At 66.7% G+C, this 16648-nt stretch carries 14 protein-coding genes and 1 pseudogene; 6 read left to right on the top strand and 9 right to left on the bottom strand.

Annotation, left to right across the window (positions count from 1 at the left end):
• Positions 1-450: helix-turn-helix domain-containing protein (locus tag ACY34J_RS27595; RefSeq protein WP_462729366.1), on the bottom strand; the 450-nt coding region annotated here is incomplete at its 3' end.
• Between the two features lie 215 nt (positions 451-665).
• On the opposite strand from ACY34J_RS27595, the gene ACY34J_RS27590 reads away from it, so the two are divergent.
• Positions 666-1304: an ATP-binding protein gene (locus tag ACY34J_RS27590; RefSeq protein WP_462729365.1), complete on the top strand. Its 639-nt coding sequence runs from the start codon at positions 666-668 to the stop codon at positions 1302-1304.
• Between the two features lie 154 nt (positions 1305-1458).
• Here ACY34J_RS27590 and ACY34J_RS27585 read toward each other — a convergent pair whose 3' ends face one another.
• The 6 genes from ACY34J_RS27585 to ACY34J_RS27560 are packed head-to-tail and all read right to left on the bottom strand — an operon-like array spanning position 1459 to position 11117.
• Entirely contained in the window at positions 1459-2808 is a 1350-nt protein-coding gene (locus tag ACY34J_RS27585; protein ID WP_462729364.1) for a DNA cytosine methyltransferase, read from the bottom strand.
• A 9-nt stretch (positions 2809-2817) separates the two neighbouring features.
• Positions 2818-4632: a DUF6339 family protein gene (locus ACY34J_RS27580; RefSeq protein ID WP_462761985.1), complete on the bottom strand. Its 1815-nt coding sequence runs from the start codon at positions 4630-4632 to the stop codon at positions 2818-2820.
• A gap of 20 nt (positions 4633-4652) precedes the next feature.
• On the bottom strand, positions 4653-5549 hold the full coding sequence (locus ACY34J_RS27575; protein WP_462729362.1) for a hypothetical protein: 897 nt from the start codon (positions 5547-5549) through the stop codon (positions 4653-4655).
• A complete protein-coding gene (locus ACY34J_RS27570; RefSeq protein ID WP_462729361.1) occupies positions 5546-7546 on the bottom strand; it encodes a hypothetical protein in 2001 nt (666 codons plus the stop codon). The genes ACY34J_RS27575 and ACY34J_RS27570 overlap by 4 nt, the downstream gene beginning before the upstream one ends.
• Positions 7543-8568 carry a PD-(D/E)XK motif protein gene (locus ACY34J_RS27565; protein WP_462729360.1) on the bottom strand — a complete coding sequence of 342 codons (1026 nt, stop codon included), beginning with the start codon at positions 8566-8568 and terminating at the stop codon, positions 7543-7545. Before ACY34J_RS27565 ends, ACY34J_RS27570 begins: the two co-directional genes overlap by 4 nt.
• Positions 8565-11117 carry a Z1 domain-containing protein gene (locus tag ACY34J_RS27560; protein WP_462729359.1) on the bottom strand — a complete coding sequence of 851 codons (2553 nt, stop codon included), beginning with the start codon at positions 11115-11117 and terminating at the stop codon, positions 8565-8567. Before ACY34J_RS27560 ends, ACY34J_RS27565 begins: the two co-directional genes overlap by 4 nt.
• A 398-nt stretch (positions 11118-11515) precedes the next feature.
• Between ACY34J_RS27560 and ACY34J_RS27555 the strand changes: the two genes are divergently transcribed.
• Positions 11516-11680, top strand: coding sequence for a hypothetical protein (locus ACY34J_RS27555; RefSeq protein ID WP_462729358.1), 165 nt, complete (start codon positions 11516-11518; stop codon positions 11678-11680).
• A 4-nt stretch (positions 11681-11684) separates the two neighbouring features.
• On the opposite strand, the gene ACY34J_RS27550 is transcribed toward ACY34J_RS27555, so the two are convergent.
• Together ACY34J_RS27550 and ACY34J_RS27545 are read right to left on the bottom strand one after the other, a co-directional pair.
• Positions 11685-12137 (bottom strand): very short patch repair endonuclease, encoded by a 453-nt coding sequence (locus tag ACY34J_RS27550; RefSeq protein ID WP_462729357.1) that lies wholly within the window; start codon positions 12135-12137, stop codon positions 11685-11687.
• A 271-nt stretch (positions 12138-12408) separates the two neighbouring features.
• A complete protein-coding gene (locus ACY34J_RS27545; RefSeq protein WP_462729356.1) occupies positions 12409-13413 on the bottom strand; it encodes a hypothetical protein in 1005 nt (334 codons plus the stop codon).
• A 195-nt stretch (positions 13414-13608) separates the two neighbouring features.
• On the opposite strand from ACY34J_RS27545, the pseudogene ACY34J_RS27540 reads away from it, so the two are divergent.
• From ACY34J_RS27540 to ACY34J_RS27525, 4 genes and pseudogenes are all read left to right on the top strand, one after another.
• Positions 13609-14374 (top strand): annotated as a pseudogene (locus tag ACY34J_RS27540) (class E sortase).
• A 29-nt stretch (positions 14375-14403) separates the two neighbouring features.
• The gene (locus tag ACY34J_RS27535; protein ID WP_462729354.1) at positions 14404-14709 is read left to right on the top strand and encodes a DUF6412 domain-containing protein; all 306 of its coding nucleotides are present in this window, start codon (positions 14404-14406) and stop codon (positions 14707-14709) included.
• 90 nt (positions 14710-14799) lie between these two features.
• Complete coding sequence (locus tag ACY34J_RS27530; protein ID WP_462729353.1) at positions 14800-15564, top strand: YidC/Oxa1 family membrane protein insertase; 765 nt, start codon at positions 14800-14802, stop codon at positions 15562-15564.
• A 137-nt stretch (positions 15565-15701) separates the two neighbouring features.
• The gene (locus ACY34J_RS27525; protein ID WP_462729352.1) at positions 15702-16559 is read left to right on the top strand and encodes a fumarylacetoacetate hydrolase family protein; all 858 of its coding nucleotides are present in this window, start codon (positions 15702-15704) and stop codon (positions 16557-16559) included.
• Positions 16560-16648 lie beyond the last annotated feature (89 nt).

Here is a 16648-nt window from a genome sequence, read left to right as displayed (position 1 = left end):
GATATCCACGCGCCGTTCGACTTCCACCGGCGGCATGCGCATCTCGGAGGCATGCTGCACCGCCTCCGTGTAGCTGCGCGTCTGCAGCAGTCCAGGGACGTAGAGGCACGCGAAGTGGTCCTCCCGTACGGCTTCGTCCTCCAGCGTGAGAAGGAGGTTCATGCTCTCCGGGATGGAGTCGGCGAAGGAGTTCCACCAGCCTTGCTGCTTGGCGTCCTTGGCCAGGGCGACGACGGCTTTGCGTTCAGATTCGGTTGCGCCGTACTCGCGGCACAGAGCGTCCACGACGAGCCACTTCACAGGCCCTTCCTGGGTCTCGTACCGGCTCACGGTCGCCTTGGATACGCCGACGAGCTGTCCGGCTTCTTCAAGCGTCATGCCCTTGCGAGCCCGCAGCTTGCGCATCATCGCCCCGAGCTGACGACGGCGTGTTGTGGCCCTTGCTGGCATGACGGCTGCCTCCCCTCTGCGTCGGCTACTCCGGCGCCACGCGTAATCAGGCTATGTGGCAGTGAACTTGATGCACCAACAGGTTCACCGGACCAAGTTCTGTGAGAAGTTACATGGCGAGACTTCTCAATGCCATACTGCAGTCGAAGCGCTACGCAGTGCAGTCGTGCGTATACGACTTGCGGGGGTGTCGTGGCGCGGGAAGGAGTGTGGCCATGAACCACTACGGCGTAGCTGGCACCGAACCTCGACTCCGCTGCGTGCTGCCCTTCGAGGCGGAGCCGGCCCAGCTGTCAGGGCTCAGGCGGATCGTCAGAACGCAGCTCGGGCTCTGGGGCCTGCCTGCACTTGCTCAAGAGTCTGAACTCGTGATCACCGAACTGGCATCGAACGTCATCAAGCACGTGGGCGAAGGCACCTCCGCCACGTTGGTTCTGGAGCCTGCGCATGACCGGCTGAGGATTGAACTTCACGACAAGAGCCACGTGTTGCCCGCAAAGCTGCACCCTGACTGTGACGAGGAGTGCGGCCGTGGCCTGCACCTCCTGGCCGGTATGTCGGCAGACTGGGGCACAGTCCTTACAGCGACGGGCAAGGCCGTGTGGTGTGAGCTCTCACTGGAGCGTGACGCGGCCTGCGAACGTATCCAGCGCGCCACGGCTCTCCTGGATGCCTACAGCCGCAATACGGGGCTCCCTGCGGTGAGTCACTTCCGGAAGTTCAATGCGCTTGAAGAGTCCGCCACCAGCCTGATCGCAGATCTGCTGCATTGGCACGCCTCCCAGGGCGGGGATCCGGACGGCCTCCTGGACCGAGCACAGATGCACTATGAGGCGGACTGGCAGGTTGCCTGAGGATGCCATGCATTAGCGATGACGGCGGTCATCGGACTGTCGGCGTCGTAGCAGCTTCAATGATCCCGCCCCGCAACTACCTGGCATTCCTCGACCTCGCCGCAGCCATCTGCTGCTACAAGCGGCTCGTCCGGCCGACCGCATAGGACCGGTCTCAGTCGCGCAAATAGGCGTGGATCGCCGAGGCAATGGCCGTGCCGAGTGGGATGGGCACAGCATTGCCGATTTGTGTGGCGATGTCGGTCTTCGAGCCGCACCAGCGAAAGCCGAGGGGGAAACCCTGGATGCGGGCGGCCTCGTAGTGGGTGATTGGACGGGGGGCTGTCGGGTGGAGGTAGCGGCCCTTCTCGGGCTTGTAGAACTCGGTTCGGATGGTGACCGAGGGCTCGCCCAGGCGAAGCCGGCCCATGACATCGCCTGTACCGGTGTTGTGATTGTCCCAGCTCTCGGTTGAGAGATATCCGATCGATGTCGTTACGCCCGAAGAGCCTAGTCTATCAAATATCTGAATCTCGCCGCATTCGTCAACCGTGTACCACTTGCCGCGCAGGTCCTTGCGGTTCCCGCCCGGGGGGATGGCCTCATAGCGGGCCCTCGAGAGTGGCTTCGGATTTCGGCCGAAGTGAAGATCGTGGGTCGTGAAAATACCGGGGACAACGGCGTCGACCTCAGCGATGTACTCCTTGGTGTCCGGCAGTTCGGTGCCTCGAGGCTTGATGGAGGACTCATCAAACACCCTGTCGACAGTTTGCCAGTACGAGAATCCTCCGTCGATGCCGTCCGGTGTCCGAGCGGAGTTGCGGGTGCTGGGTTTGGGGGGACGCGTGTGCGTCGCCGCAGGGTACGCCAATGTACGACCGTTTTCGATATCACGGCGTACGCCGATGACGATGGCTCGTCGACGCGCTTGGACTGCACCGTAGTCGGCAGCATTGAGAAGGTAGCGCTTGTTCTTCTTCTCTTCTATGTCGGTCGGTTCGTGACCGGGAGGATCCACGAGCCGGTATTCAGTCAGCAGACCGCCCGCTTCCACCTGGCTGAGCAGGTTGCGGAACTCGTCGGACTTGAGGAAACGGTCGACGTTCTCGATAACGAAGACCTTGGGACGAATCTCACCAACAATTCGGACGTATTCCTCCCACAGGCGGTTACGTTCGCTGCCCTTCTTGGCACGGTTCAAGGCCGAGAAGCCCTGGCAGGGAGGTCCTCCGACCACCACGTCCGCGCGGAGGGTGTCCGACGTCGGTTCCCACTCCTCAATGTCGCCGAAGTGGACGCGGGTCGACGGCAGGCTCTTGTCCGGCCGACCGCTTCCGAAGTTCGCGGCGTACGTGGCTGCCGCAGCGGGGTTGTGCTCGACTGCCGCGATGCTGTGGAAGACGGGGCCGCCGTCCTGTGCCCCCTCGGGGCGGAACTCGTGAAATCCCTGAGTGAAACCACCGCAGCCTGAGAACAGATCGACGACTGTGATGGGCTCGGGGTCGAGGGGACGGGGTGCGTGCATGGGCTGATCTTAGCTTCGCAGGGCGGCTGCGATGGCGCGTCCGACTGCGGTCGCGAGAAGCGGAGGCATCGCATGGCCGATCTGGCGGTACCTGGACGTCTTGCCACCGAAGAAGCGCCAATCCTCGGGGATCGCCTGGATCAGGGCAGCCTGATCCACGGTCAGCTTGGGCTGGCCGTCCGCGGGGAAGCTCGCGTCCGGGGGGGCGTCGCCGAGACTGTTCCCGTTCACGCCAAGCGCGGCCCACGCCTTCTTGCTGCCAGTCGGACCGAGGTCGGCTCCGCCACGCCGGTCGGAGCCTCCGACAAGTGCGGGCGCGATGCGGTCGGCGCCCCTGATCCAGCGTTCTGCACCGGGCCAACCACGTGTGGACATGGAGGGACCGAGCATCTGGCCGACGGTCGGAGGCGGCAGCTCGTCCGGCTCGGGCCAGAGGAAACGGGAGAAGTAAGGGTCTTGCAGGGCGACCAGAAAACCGCTCCTGCGGTCCTGAGGCACGCCGAAGTCCGCGGCATTGAGGACTCTCCAACTCGAGCGGTAGTCCGCTTCCCGGAGCTCGGCTTCGATCCGCGAGCGGTCTGCGTCGAATGCCGGGCTATCGACCAGATCCGGGACGTTCTCCAGGAGCAGGGCTTTCGGCCTGATGGCGCGTGCCAGCTCGATAGCGGCCCTGAGGACTCCGCGCTCTTCCGTGTCCTCGGCACGCCCGATGGTAGCCATGGATTTCACGCGTGGGAGTCCACCACTGACGAGATCGACGCCCAGCGTCTCCGGGCGCATGCTCGGATGGAAATGCACGACGTCCATGCAAACCACATTCCACGCGGGCCGGTTGAGGTCGATCGTGAAGCAGGCGTCGGCTTTGCTGTCGATGAGGAGTACCGGGTCGAACCCGGCGCGCTCGAGCCCAAGAGCCTGGGCTCCGGCTCCGGCGCAGATCTCGACGGAGCGGAAGCGACGGGAATCGACCGACGCTATCGGAGTGGCCTGAGGCGCCAGTGGTTTCTCCTCCGGCGACGCGGTCGCGGAGGATTCTCCGGCGACAGTACTGCGGGACGCGTTCTGCCCGGTTTTGTCCCCGGTGGGCGTGGACGCAAGGCGTTGGGCATCGGTGGTCTCCTGGGCGACTGTGCGCAGTTCGCGGTCCAGGGCACCCTCTTCGATACCGTCGAAGAGCACGAAAGGGGCGAGCCGGAGCAGCCTCTTGAGAAAGTCGCGGAGAGTTTCGCGTTCGTTGAGGCCGGTCAGGTCGAGGTCTTTCCAGACACGGAGGATGGCCCGGACCATGTGAGGGCTTCCGCCGAGCGCGGCACGGCGTGCGTAGATCTGGTCGAACGCGGCCTCACCGAGGATCTTGAGGGCGCCGTAGGGCTCTGGGTCGTCGTAGGTGCGCACGAGTTGGGCCCGCCACCACAGCCGCCCGAAGACGTGCCGAGTGAGGTCCGTGCCGAGAACACGATCCTTGGGCGGCTGGGGGTAGCGCCAGAAGGCGACGTCCGGTAGCAGGACGAGCGCGAGGAAGACCCAGACGTCCCGTGAGGCGGCCTCGGCAGGCACCATGCCCATCTCAGCGTGCAGCAGAGCGGCAAGCTGGAGGTCGAAGTCAGCATTGCGCGCGCGGTCGGAGTCGTCGGGGAACCCCGCACGCTTGGCGAGGTCGACGACACCTGCACGCAGTTCTTGGAGTTGATCAGCAGAGACCCGGTCACCACCGGTGGCCACGTACACCGCCGACTCGTGAGAGATGGCTACTCGACCGGCCAGCTCGGCGATCGTCAGGTGCCGGTACTCCTCGAAGAGTGGTCTGGCCTGTTCGGCGAGCAACCGGGGGTAGAGGAAGCTCATCATGACACCTCGAAGATCTTGACCGCCGCCTGTAGATCCGAAGCGAACAAAGCGGGTGACTGTCGTTGACGCAGACGGACGTCGGATATCGACTGTCCCGGAAAGAGCTGGTCGAAGAGACTCAGCAGGGTGGCGCCCAGCGAGCCGTCGGGGAAGCCGGCGTCTTCGGCGAAGTCGTTGACGCTGAGGGCGTGCTCGATCATGACCCGAGCGGCGTCCGCGTACACCGCGGAGAGCACGATCCGATCGACCTGGCGGGGCCTGCCTGCATTCTCGAATGCGGTGGCGGTGACCGTGTTCCGTTCGTTGACGAGCAGGAGCAGGGACCCCATGGTGGCGCTATCCAGGCCACCACTGATCTGCAAGTGCCAGGCTGCTTCGTCGGGGAAGGACGTTCGGGCGAAGTCGATCACGGCCATGGGGAACTGGGGCGCGTCACCCTGGAGACGCAGCGACTCTCGATCGCTCCACAGCACAGAGCCGGCCCTGCGAGGCGAGGAGGGCCGGGCGTCGCTCCGGCGCTCGGCCAGGACGAGGGCGGTGTCGAGGAGGAGCAGACCGCCCAGATCGGCACCGCGCATCCGGACATCGAACTCCACCGTGCTTTTACCACCGTCGGTCAAGCGCACATGTTGCGCCGGCCCGCTGAGGTTGGACCCGGTGGCTGTCCACACGGCCGCGAGCATGAGCGCCGCATCGGCCGGAAGGCCCGACTGCGAACGCGCCAGATCCAGGTCGACCCGGACGGTTCTGCATAGATGCAGGTCCATCTGGTAGTCCCAGTCGGGCAACGCCTCGGGCATGGCGACCTCGCCGTCCTCGGTCACCAGCAACCATGCTTCGGCGGCAACGACGTCCTCGGACGGGATGCGATACGGAAGAACGCGCCGAGTCACGAGGTCTTCACCGCCTCGACCTTGATGCCGATCTCGGTCATGGTGTCCGGGGCCGGACGCACGACAGCGCGCCAGACCGCCTCGCCGCCGTCGATCACGCATGCCTCGGAGGCGTACAGGAGACCGTCGCCGTCCTCCCAACCGATGAGCACGGGCATAGCCGCCCCGAGCGGCGGATCCGTCTCCCGGCCGCCGGAACCGGGGAGTGTGACGGCCAGATCAATCCGGACCCGCTGCGGTCCCGGCATGGGCAGCCGGAACTCCTGGACGAGCACGGAGGCATCGCCGCGATCGTCGTAGTAGGGATCGCCGACGTACTGTACCCGCGGACGACGGCGCAGCGTGCCGGTTCCACCCTTGTCCGGCCCGTCGGTGAACGACTGCCGCTCGGCGCCGAAACCGCCTTGACCGGCTGATCCGTTGGCGGCGGGTCGTCCCGTACCGGACGGTGCCGCGTTCGGAACGGGACGGCCCGAGGCCGAAAGGGTCGTGCTCTCCTCCATGTCATCCGGCTTCGAGGCGCGTGTGGCAGTACTGCCGGGCTTGGAGTAGGCGGTGGCTCCGCCGATCCCCCAGGCTCCACCCCCCATCAACCCGGAGAAGAGCGAGCTGGCCGCGCCCAGCGCGACGTTGCTCGCGCCGGGCCGGGCGACGCCGCCGAGGGAGAGGAGACCGTCCAGAGACTCGGTGATGCGCCGGAACGTCGTCTGCACGAAGGTGCTCTCGGGTCTTTCGAGCGACTGTGGGTTCCAGGCGTCGTGCGTGGGTGGTTCGGCCTTCGCGTAGATCTCGTCCATGGCCTCGTCGGCTCGGAAGACCCCTACGTAACCCTGATTGGCGCTCGGGGGCTTCGGTCCGGGATGGTAGGTGACCACGAGCTCTGCGGGGCGCATCAGACAGACGTGATGGACGAGGTCCTCGATGTCGAGCATGCGGGATGCACGGGTTGGCTCCAGCGGCGGCATGATCCGCTTCACCAGTCCGAGGCGCCCCAGATGTCGCTTGGGCTTCCTGCACTCCAGGTCGCTGCCGTCCGGACCGGTCATCGTCTCGTAGGCGGCGACGAACATGTTGAGAGGGCGGATCTCCCGTGGATCCGGCACGGGGTGTGGGACGCCGTCACAGGTGACGGAGAATCTCATGGCGGGTGGCTTGCCGCCACTGGAGATCATCTTTGGCCAGAGGTGCCAGGCGATGGTCTCGGCCATGTAGTCGGCCGCCTCGGACGGCTGGAGCTCGTCCAAGTGCGGGTCAATGACGACGACGGTCGTCCCGGTCTCCTGGGGACCGAAGGGGCTGAGACCCAGCCGCTGAGCCGTGGCCTCCGCCTCCTGACCGACCAGGGGTTCGACGACCTCCCCCGAGGTGTCGCCCCACCAGTGCCGACCTGTGTAGCGACGGTCCCCGTGCGTGTCGGCGGCCACGTAGCTCTTCCAGAGTGTGCAGCCGATGAGCCGCGTCTCGTAGCCTCCCCGAGAGGTGCGGCAGCGGGAGTGCACCACCACGGTTCCGGACCTGGACAACAGGTAGAAGATGCCTTTGCCGAAGCCGTATGTGCCACCGCCCAGCGCGGTGTCGCGCGGTTCGCCGATGTTTCGGATGAATGAGACGAAGTCGCGCTCGGGGCCCACGGCGTCGTCAGCACGCGTGGGTCCTCCGAGTCCGCGGGTGTTGCGGTCGGAGACCGCCAGGACTCGCACCGAGCCGCGTCTGAGGGTCTCGCGAAGCGGGAAGTTCTCCGCGCGGGCGGGTGCACCGTGGAGCAGAAGCTCCCGCCACGCGGCGGTGTGGGCCGGTCCGACCGTCCACATGTCGATGAGGTAGTCGACCGGAGCAGAGGACGACACGAGACGGGCGTCCCAGCTGTTCTGGGCGGACTCGCGCACCAGGATCGTGAGCAAATCGAGTTCTGGGCGTCCGAGCTGATTGCGGATGCCCTCGGCGGCGCTCGCGCCTTCCGGGGGATAGGGCTGGGAGAACCAGCGGGGCTCCGTCACATGGCCTCCTGGATCATGCCGTCGATCACCTGGAACACCTCGCCTGGCGTCAACGGTGCGGGAATCTCACCGGACAGGTCGATGGTGTACTCGACGTCCAGTGCCGACACCGGCACGCCGGCCGCGATGAGTGCCTTGCCCGTCAGCCCGGGGAAGCCGGGATCGACCCGGTACCACCTCTCCTCGCTGATCACGAAGCGCACATCGTGATAGCGGTCGGTGTCGGAGGCGCGGTATCCGGCTCCTGCGAGCAGCTCGAGGAGGGCTGTCTCGTCGTCACACAGCCGAAGTGTCTGCTCCACCAACTCCATGAACGCGATACCAGAACCGCTTACGGCGGTGCGCTGCAGGCGGAGCCACGCCAGACAAAGCATCCCGCCGTCCGGCGCCTCGAGTTGGTCGAGCCCGTGGATCCGCGGCCTCCTACCTTCGGCGGCAGCGCTCGTTTTCACCTCGACGGAGGTGGTCCCGGCCGAGAAGTCGTGGCGGTGCCCTTCGGGGCCGCGCCAGAGCCGGTGCGCGCTCGAGTCCTTCTCGAGAAGCCGGTTGAGGACTATCAACTCGCCGAACAACCCGGCGAGCTGCTCGGGCCCCAGTGGCGTGCCCTGCGTTCGGAAGAGCGCCTTCCAGTGGTCGAGCACACGGTAGAGCGCCTTGACAGGGTTCTCGGGCAGCTCTTTGGCAGCGCCCAACACGTCCACGCACAGTTCCGTGAACAAATCGCTGAAGTCGTTGCGCAGGCAGGCTAGATCAGCATAGGTCTGGTAGGTCTCATCGTCCTCCAGCGCCCGCTTGCGTAGCCGGAGGACTGGCCCGTCCGGACCGGGGCGGACTTTGCGGTGCGCGTGGGTCGGCACCAGGAAATGGCGGTACCCGTCGTGGTCGACCGCCACCGCCAACGGGCCGTGGTCAGCGACGACAGGCAGCTGCGAGACCCGCAGGCGATGTTCACCCGTGGTCTGCTCGGCCTCGAGCGCGGTCCAACGCTCCTCGACGAGTCTGCGGAGGATGTCATCGTTCATGCGTCTTCGCTGTCGAGGAGGCTGTAGTCCTCATCCTCGATCCGTACGTTGGCCAGGTTGGCGGAGATGTATTTCTCCACTGTGCTGTCCCCATCCCGCGGCTCGGGGAAGACGAGACCGACGCCGATAACGTGCTCCTCAGCGTTCAGGGGTGCACGCAGCTTCTTCGACGGGCTCGGCACGGACACCTTGTCGATCGGGTACAGGACCAGTAGGCCGGTGTCTGGGAGCTGGATGCGACGCCTGTCCATGATGCCCTTTTCGGTCAGCTTCGCCGTGTCGCCGGCCAGGTCCACCGCGGCGTCGCGACGGCTCATCAACGTCTTGATGTCGGCGAAGTCCGGTGCGGGATTGGTGACGGCAAGACGGGCACGGACGTTGCGTCCGACGGTCACACCGGGGGTGAAGGTGAAGTCGTCGCCTTTGGGGTTGCCCACGATCGCGACGTTCCACCGACTCAGCGAGCCGGCCGTGGTGACTCGTTTCTGGATGTAGCCGAGGATCAGGTCCGCATCGTTCTCGGGTGACTTCTCGTGGAATTTATAGGTCGACAGGAAGTCGGTCACAAGGTCGTGCGGCACGTCACGGAAGATGTATCGGCCCTCTTCCGGGCGTTCCTCCACCCTGACCGCGTTCGCGACAGAAGCCGCGACCACATTGCGTGCGGCGTTGATGTTCCCGCGCAGCCAGTCGGCGTTGGTGTGGAAGTAGTGGGTCTGGACCCGCTTGCCGCCGTAGGACGAGGCTGCCGTGACGGCGTCGCGCATCTTCGCAGCTGCGGTCACGCGCAGGGCAGGGTGCGTGCGCAAGCGCACGGCGAAGGTAAGGGGAGTTTCGTCCTCGGTCATGTAGATGTCGATGTCGCGGCGCATCTCGGTTTCGACAGTGGCCAGGTGGCGGAACCATGCGGCCAGCTCGTCCGTCATCCAGATCCGGGGCAGGTCGGCGTAGCCGTTCCGGAAGCCGAACCAACGCCCCATCTGTAGCAACGTGTCGTACGCCGATACGGCACGGACGAAGTAGCTGACCGATAGGCCCTCGAGCGTCAATCCCCGCGAGAGGGTGTTGCCGCCCACGGCGATGGCCACGACCGGACCGTTCTCGTAGTCGAGTCGGGCCTCGCTGCTGGAGTTGTCCATGATGACGCGACAGCTGTCGAGGACTTGTGGCAGTTCGGGCACCAACCGCTCGAACGCCACCCTGGTCTCACCGAACTCCTCGGCCGGGACCTGGGCGGTCTCCTGCTCCCAAAGGTCACGTAGTCGAGTGAGGAAGGCGGCGTCTGCCAGGGATTGCACAGACTTCTCTCGCAGATGCTCCAGGGGCCTCGTGAAGCTGTTGTGCACCGCGGTGTTGACGCTGGTGTGGATCAGCATCGTGCTGTGCGGGTTGCCGGTACCGCGTACGCGCCGAGCAGCCGTGACCAACCAGAAGTACTCGACTGCCCGACGAAGAGTCTCGGTGATGACAGGCTCAAAGCCTTCGATGTCGGCCCTTGTTTCGGGGCGCACGCAAGGCACGTCGTCGTCGGGGATCGACCGGATCATGTCGTACCCGTCGTCGACCCGCTCCGGGTCCTCACCGTCGAGCGCGTAGCGCCCGAAGAGTACCTCGGTACCGAAGTGTCCTTCGGGCTTGGGAAGATTGACGACGAAGTCCTTGGGGTACAGGTCCTCGGCACTCGGGTCGATCAACAGGTTGGCGAATGGCGAGGCCGTGTACCCGACGTAGGCGGACCTCGGCAGGCAGCTCATGATGTTCAAGATCAGAGGGTTGATCGACTTCGTGGCCACGGTGGCCTGGTCGGCCTCGTCATCGATGATCAGTGCGGGGCAGTCCTCGAGGTAGTCCGACGCTTTTTCGAGCCACTGGGCAAGTTTGCGCAGTACCGTGGCGTTCTTCTTCACCACGCACAGCACGTGCGTCTTGTTGCTCTTCCCGAAGTACGAGGCCGGGTTCTCCTGCGGGGTGAAGTCCTTGTCGAGGCCGGTCAGCTGGGACCACATCGCGGGATTCGGCTCCACGAGCTGCTGCACCAGTCGGGCCTGGGTCTGGCGCCGAAGGCCGTTGTGGATGCCCGCCAAGACAATGAACAGCTTGTAGCCGCGGTCGGCCGCCTTGGCCATGACCGAGGTGAAGTTGGTCGTCTTGCCGGATTGCACGTAGCCGACGACGAGGCCCCGCGTGGAGAAAGCCTTCTCCTTGGGATGGTTCAGCAGCGAGACGACGCGAGTGGAGGAATCGTCGAGGGCCCTGATCGCGGGTTCCTGAGGCCAGCCATGCTTGTGAAGCAGGTCCATGATTGCGGGCCAGCACTTGTCCTTGGCCTGCGGACCGGTGTACCAGGTGTCGCGGTTGCCCAGAACTACCGCGTGAGGTTCCTCCAGCTCCTTGATACGGATGGTCTGCTCCTCGTGCCGCTCACGAATTCGCTGGATGATGTCCGGGCTGATGCCGAATCGCTCCAGCCGCTTGACCGACTCCGAGGGGGTAAACGTGTCCAAGATCGCCTTGAACGTGTCGTACATGTCGTCGAATTCGTCGGTCATCGAGTCGACCGTCCCCCGCCCTCGTTCGCCGGATGGACGGCAGGGCCCCACCACCTCCGCGGATTGCTCCGTGAGCGACACAGGCACCTGCGGCCACACCGGCACGCCGTCTATTACAACACCTACACATTATTGTGGACATGGCCACGGATACACGAAATCGAAGTCTGGATCGGCAATCCGGGATCGCGAAGCCCAGCGGAGGAGCACTGCCCCAGCCGAGCCGGCGCAGGGCCCGGGCGATCGGGAGCCGGGTGCCAGCGCCTGGAGCCAGGAGACCCCCCGAGGGATGATCGTCTGGACGCCACTGTGGCAGTGATCCGGCGAGCGACATCCTCGGCCGCACTCTCCGCTCTTCCCTTGCGCGCGCCTCCTGGTGCCCAAACCACCCTCTGCGCATGGAATCCGAGTTCAGCGGCGCGGACAACATGACCCTGGCAGCCTGCTGCGCATGCGTGCTGTTGCCCGAGACCAGCTGTGAAAACAACAACTGCTTCCTGGGCCGAGCCTTGGTCGTTCGTGGGCCGGGCGGGTCCGGGGAAGGCTTCTTCCTCGTCCCGTAGTAAGTCAGAGCGTGCTTGGACGGTCGGCGTCATTCGCGCCATCGACCGTCTCCAAGGCCGCTCCGGAACCGGCCCTTCTGCCGCCACGTCGGCTCGTCACCAAGCTGTGGATTCTCGCGGCGGCTTCCATTGGGTCTTCGTGCTCCCACACGCGTACCGCGAGCCACCCCGCCTCTGCCAAGCGCGCATCGGTGTCGAGATCGCGAGCGCGGTTGCCCTCGATCTTCGTACGCCAGAAGTCGGCGTTGTTCTTCGGCCACGTGGCGTGCTGCGGGCATCCGTGCCAAAAGCAGCCGTCTACGAACACCGCGACGCGTGCGGGACCGAACACGATGTCCGCTTCCCGCCGTACTCCCTTCACCGGTCGCTGGTGAATCCGGTACCTGAGCCCGGAGGCATGAAGCGCCTGCCGCAGGGCCCGCTCCACCTCTGTGTTGCGACTCCGCTGTCGGCTCATCCGAGCCCGAACTTTGGGGGTTGTCTCCAAACTCACCACATGCCCATTCTGCCGACTCGCGGCGGACGGCACTGAGCCTGTGAGAGCGCATGGCAAACTCTCGCAATCTTGCCCGGTTGACGGCCGAGGACTCGCCCTCGATCGGAGGGGCATGGGTGCTTCAGCGCGGGCATCGCATTGGGGCTGATGTTGCCAATGTGAGCTGAGGTAACCCTTGACGTCTGTGCTCGTCGTCCAACGGCTGTAGCCGTTCAGACACCGATGAGTGTCCTCAGGTCTCGTCCGGGGTGCCGTGGCAGTCCTTGTACGGGTAGGTCGAGCCGCACCAGCAGGGGCCGTTTCGCGGGGGAGGCCACGGGGTGGCGCGGCCGCGGGCGGCGAGGGTGGTGGCGTATTCGGGGAGCAGGGCGGCGTCGGTCGGGGAGGTCTGCTCGGCCGCCGCGAAGGCCTCGTACGAGGGGACCGTGGCAGTGACGATGCCCAGGTTCTGAGTCCCGGTGGCGGCCAGGTCCCGCAGCGAGGACTCTATGCGGGCCAGGTGCCGGGAGTGGGACGGGTACTCGGAGGCCAGGGAGGGGTAGGCCGCGAGGAGTTCCGCCAACTCCGCCTCCGGCCAGTGCAGCATCGCCACCGGGAAGGGGCGGGACAGCGCCGCGCGACGATCGCCCAATTCGGCGCGGAGGCGGGCGATTTCGGCGCGGAGTTCGGCCGGGTCGTCCGAGCCGAGGGCCCACAGGCGCTTGGGATTGTGCAGCTCGTCCAGGGAGATCGGCCCTGAGTGCAGGGTGCTGGCGAGGGTGTCCCAGTCGTCGTGCGGGTTGCCGAGAAGGCGGCGCACCCGGTGGCGGCCGATCAGCAGAAGGCCTGCCCCGTACGGGATCTCGTCGCCGTCGATCAAGAGGGTGGCGCCTGCCGTGAAGCAGTCGTGGGCGGCCTGGAGTTCGTCATGGGCTTCCAGGGCCTCGGCGATGATCTCCCAGGGCGCGGGGTTCCGCGGGGCGGCGGCGCGAATGCCGCCGATGATGGCGCGGGCCTCGGCCTCGTGACCGTACTCCCAGAGGTTCGACGCCTTGAGCGCCTTGATCAGGAGCGGGTTCTTGGGCGAGGCGGCCAGGAGGCGGTCGTAGACGGCGGTGGCCCCGGCGCGGTCGCCGGCCAGTTCCCGGTGGGCCGCGGCCTGCAGGAGCAGATGCTCGCTGTCCTCGGGGTACTGCACCGCGAGGCGCGCCAGGCGCTCGGCTTCGGACGCGTGGTGGGCGGTGGTCTCGGAGGGCATGGGCACCACCGTACTGCTGAACCCGGGCGGCGGGGTCGCGCGGGTTCAGCCGTTCAGCCAGGTGTTGCCCTGGTGGGTTGACGGGGGAGGGCCTATCGTGCCCCGGTCGGAGGGGAGGGCGGGGTGCGTGAGCGGGTTCCGTTTGGTGGTGCGTGAGCGGGTTCCGGTGGTGGTGCAGGGCGGGCGGGCTCGCGGCTGGGGGTAGTCGCCCGGACGCTGTGGGTGAGCGCCGAGATCGCCGTGACGCTCGGGCTCCGTGTGCTGCTGCTCGTCGTCCATCAGCTGTGGTGGACCAACCGGCAGGCCCGGGAAGGCGCCGAGCGGAAGGTACAGGCCCTGGAGCGGGAGTGGCAGAACGGGCCGCCCCACACACGTCCGGGCGCCCAGCCGGACAGGGCCGAGAAGGGGGAGGCAACCAAGCCGCCCGCCGGGACGGAGCCGCACCAGGCGAAGCCGGCGGCGCCGCGATGGGATCAGGCGTATGCGATCTTGCGGATTCCGCGGATCGGGGTCACCGCGCCCGTGGCGCAGGGGGTCAGCAAGGCCGCCGTGCTGAACCACGGATACGTCGGGCACTATCCGCAGACCGCCCAGCCCGGCCAGGCCGCGAACTTCGTACTTGCCGGACACCGCAATACGCATGGAGAGCCGTTCCGGTACATCAACCGCCTCGGGGCGGGGGGGGGGGGACACGATCACCGTCGAGACGGCCGAGGGCCGGTACGTGTACGCGGTGGAGAAGACGGTCCCGCAGACCTCGCCCGCGGACAGCACGGTGATCCAGAAAGTGCCGTACAGCTCCGTACGGAACGAGTACCGCTACGACGAGCCGGGATACTACATCACGCTCACCACCTGCACGCCCGAGTACACCTCCACGTACCGGCTGGTCGTCTGGGGGCGGCTGCGGTCGATGGAGCCGCGCGGGGTTAGCATCGACGACAACTGTTCAAGAAGCTGAATGGGCAAGAGCGGGAGGGGGGTTGGGCGATGGCTGAGGTCAAGGCCGCTTGGCGTGCGTGCTTCGGCGCGCTCCTCTTCCTCCTTTCCGGGCTCCTGCTCGCCGAGAGCGGGGTCGCCACCACGCTCACCGCTGTCGCCGCCACCGCGGCGGTGGTGCTGCTGTGCTGCTCCGCCCTCTGCGCGGTCCTCGCCCCGGCCGTGCCGTCCGGCCGAATACGGACGGCGATACGGGACCGGGAGCGCAGAGCGGCCTTTCTGTCGCAGCGCGATCCCGATGCCTCCGGCCGCCCGCGGCCCCGAGCGCCAGGCCGTCGACTTCCGACGGCCGCGTAGGGGCTCCCCGAGCACATCCGGACCGAGTCCGCGCGGCTCGTCACGCCGAATCCTCATCCCGGCACGACGAGACCCGTGGAGGGCTCAACCATGTCTGTTTTCGGCTCACTCAGCGCACTTCTCGCCCATCTCGCGGACGCGCTCCATCCGGTCTTCGGCGACTCGGCGACCGGCGCCACGATCGTCCTGTTCACGCTGGGCGTGCGGCTCGCCCTGCACCCGCTCGTCCGCGCCGCGGCGCGCGGGGAGAAGGCGCGGGCAGCGATGGCCCCACAGCTGGCCGAGCTGAAGCGCAGGCACGGGCGGGATCCGGAGCGGTTGCGGCGGGAGGCGGCGGAGCTGTACGCGAAGGCCGGCGCTTCGCCGCTGGCCGGCTGCCTGCCGACGCTGCTCCAACTCCCCGTCTTCTTCGTCATGTACCGGCTCTTCTCCGGCCGAGGCAGCGAGCTTCTCGAGCACACACTGCTCGGGGCACCGCTCGGCGGCCGGTGGTCCGATGCGCTCGCGGATGGCGGTGTCTTCGGGGCTCACGGGCTGGTGTACGTCGGGCTGTTCGCCGTGATCGCGGCCGTGGCCTCGTGGACCTGTGTCCGTGCGCGCAAGGCGAGGACGGCGACGACAGCGGCGGATGCCGTGCCCGGTATGGCGGGGCTGGCCAGGGTGCTGCCCATGTTCTCGTTCGGCACGCTCGTCACCGCCGCCGTCGTTCCGCTGGCGGCCGGGCTGTACCTGGCCGCGACCACCGCTTGGGCGGCGGCTGAACGGGCCTGGCTGCAGCGCGGCAACAAAGGTGACAAGAACGGCAAGAGCGGCGAAAGCGGCAAGGGTGGTAATGGAGTCGCTACTGCGAAGTAACGGTCCAGTACGTGAACCGGGTGTTGCGCAGTGGACTACGCACTTGGAGGATCGGACAATTCCTCCGATGGCCGTCCACCATCGGCCGGTTCGGCTGCCCTCGGCCGGGCCGACCCTTCGACCACGGGAGTGTGACCATGAAGCTGCTGCGAGTCGGAACGGTGGGCGCGGAACGCCCGGCGCTGCTCGACGAGGGCGGGACGCTGCGTGACCTGTCCGGTGTCGTGTCCGACATCGACGGTGCGCTGCTCGCCGACGACGCCTCGCTCGAGCGCGTACGGTCCGCCGCCGCGGCCGGAGACCTCCCCGCCATCGACCCCACAGGGATGCGGATCGGACCGCCGGTGGGCCGCATCGGCAAGATCGTGTGCATCGGGCTGAACTACCACGATCACGCGACCGAGACGGGCGCGGCCATCGCCACGGAGCCGATCGTCTTTATGAAGGCCCCGGACACGGTGGTCGGCCCGGACGACACCGTGCTCGTACCGCGCGGCAGCGTGAAGACCGACTGGGAGATCGAACTCGGCGTCGTCATCGGGCGTACCGCGCGCTACCTGGAGTCCGCCGAGGAAGCGCTCGGATACGTCGCCGGGTACACCATCGCGCACGACGTCTCCGAGCGGGAGTTCCAGATCGAGCGCGGCGGCCAGTGGGACAAGGGCAAGAACTGCGAGACGTTCAACCCGCTGGGCCCCTGGCTGGTGACCGCCGACGAGATCCCCGACCCGCAGGCGCTGGGCCTGAAGCTGTCGGTGAACGGCGAGGTGAAGCAGGACGGCACCACAGCCGACCAGATCTTCCCGGTCGGTGAAGTCGTGCGGTATCTGAGCCAGTTCATGACCCTGTACCCGGGCGATGTGATCAACACCGGGACTCCGGCGGGCGTGGCGATGGGGCAGCCGGAGCCGAAGCCGTACCTCCGGGCCGGAGACGTAGTCGAGCTCGAGATCGAGGGGCTTGGCAGGCAGCGGCAGGAACTCAAGCAGGCGTAGCCCCAAGCAGGCGGCGGCACCCGGACCGCACCCACCGCGCTCAGGCCACCGCTGCGCTCAGGCCACCGCTGCGCTCAGGCCACCGCTGC

The sequence above is a fragment of the Streptomyces sp. HSS9-12 genome (assembly GCF_054963655.1).
The sequence above is the reverse complement of the archived record's forward strand: the minus strand, read 5'-3'. Positions and strand labels throughout refer to the sequence as shown.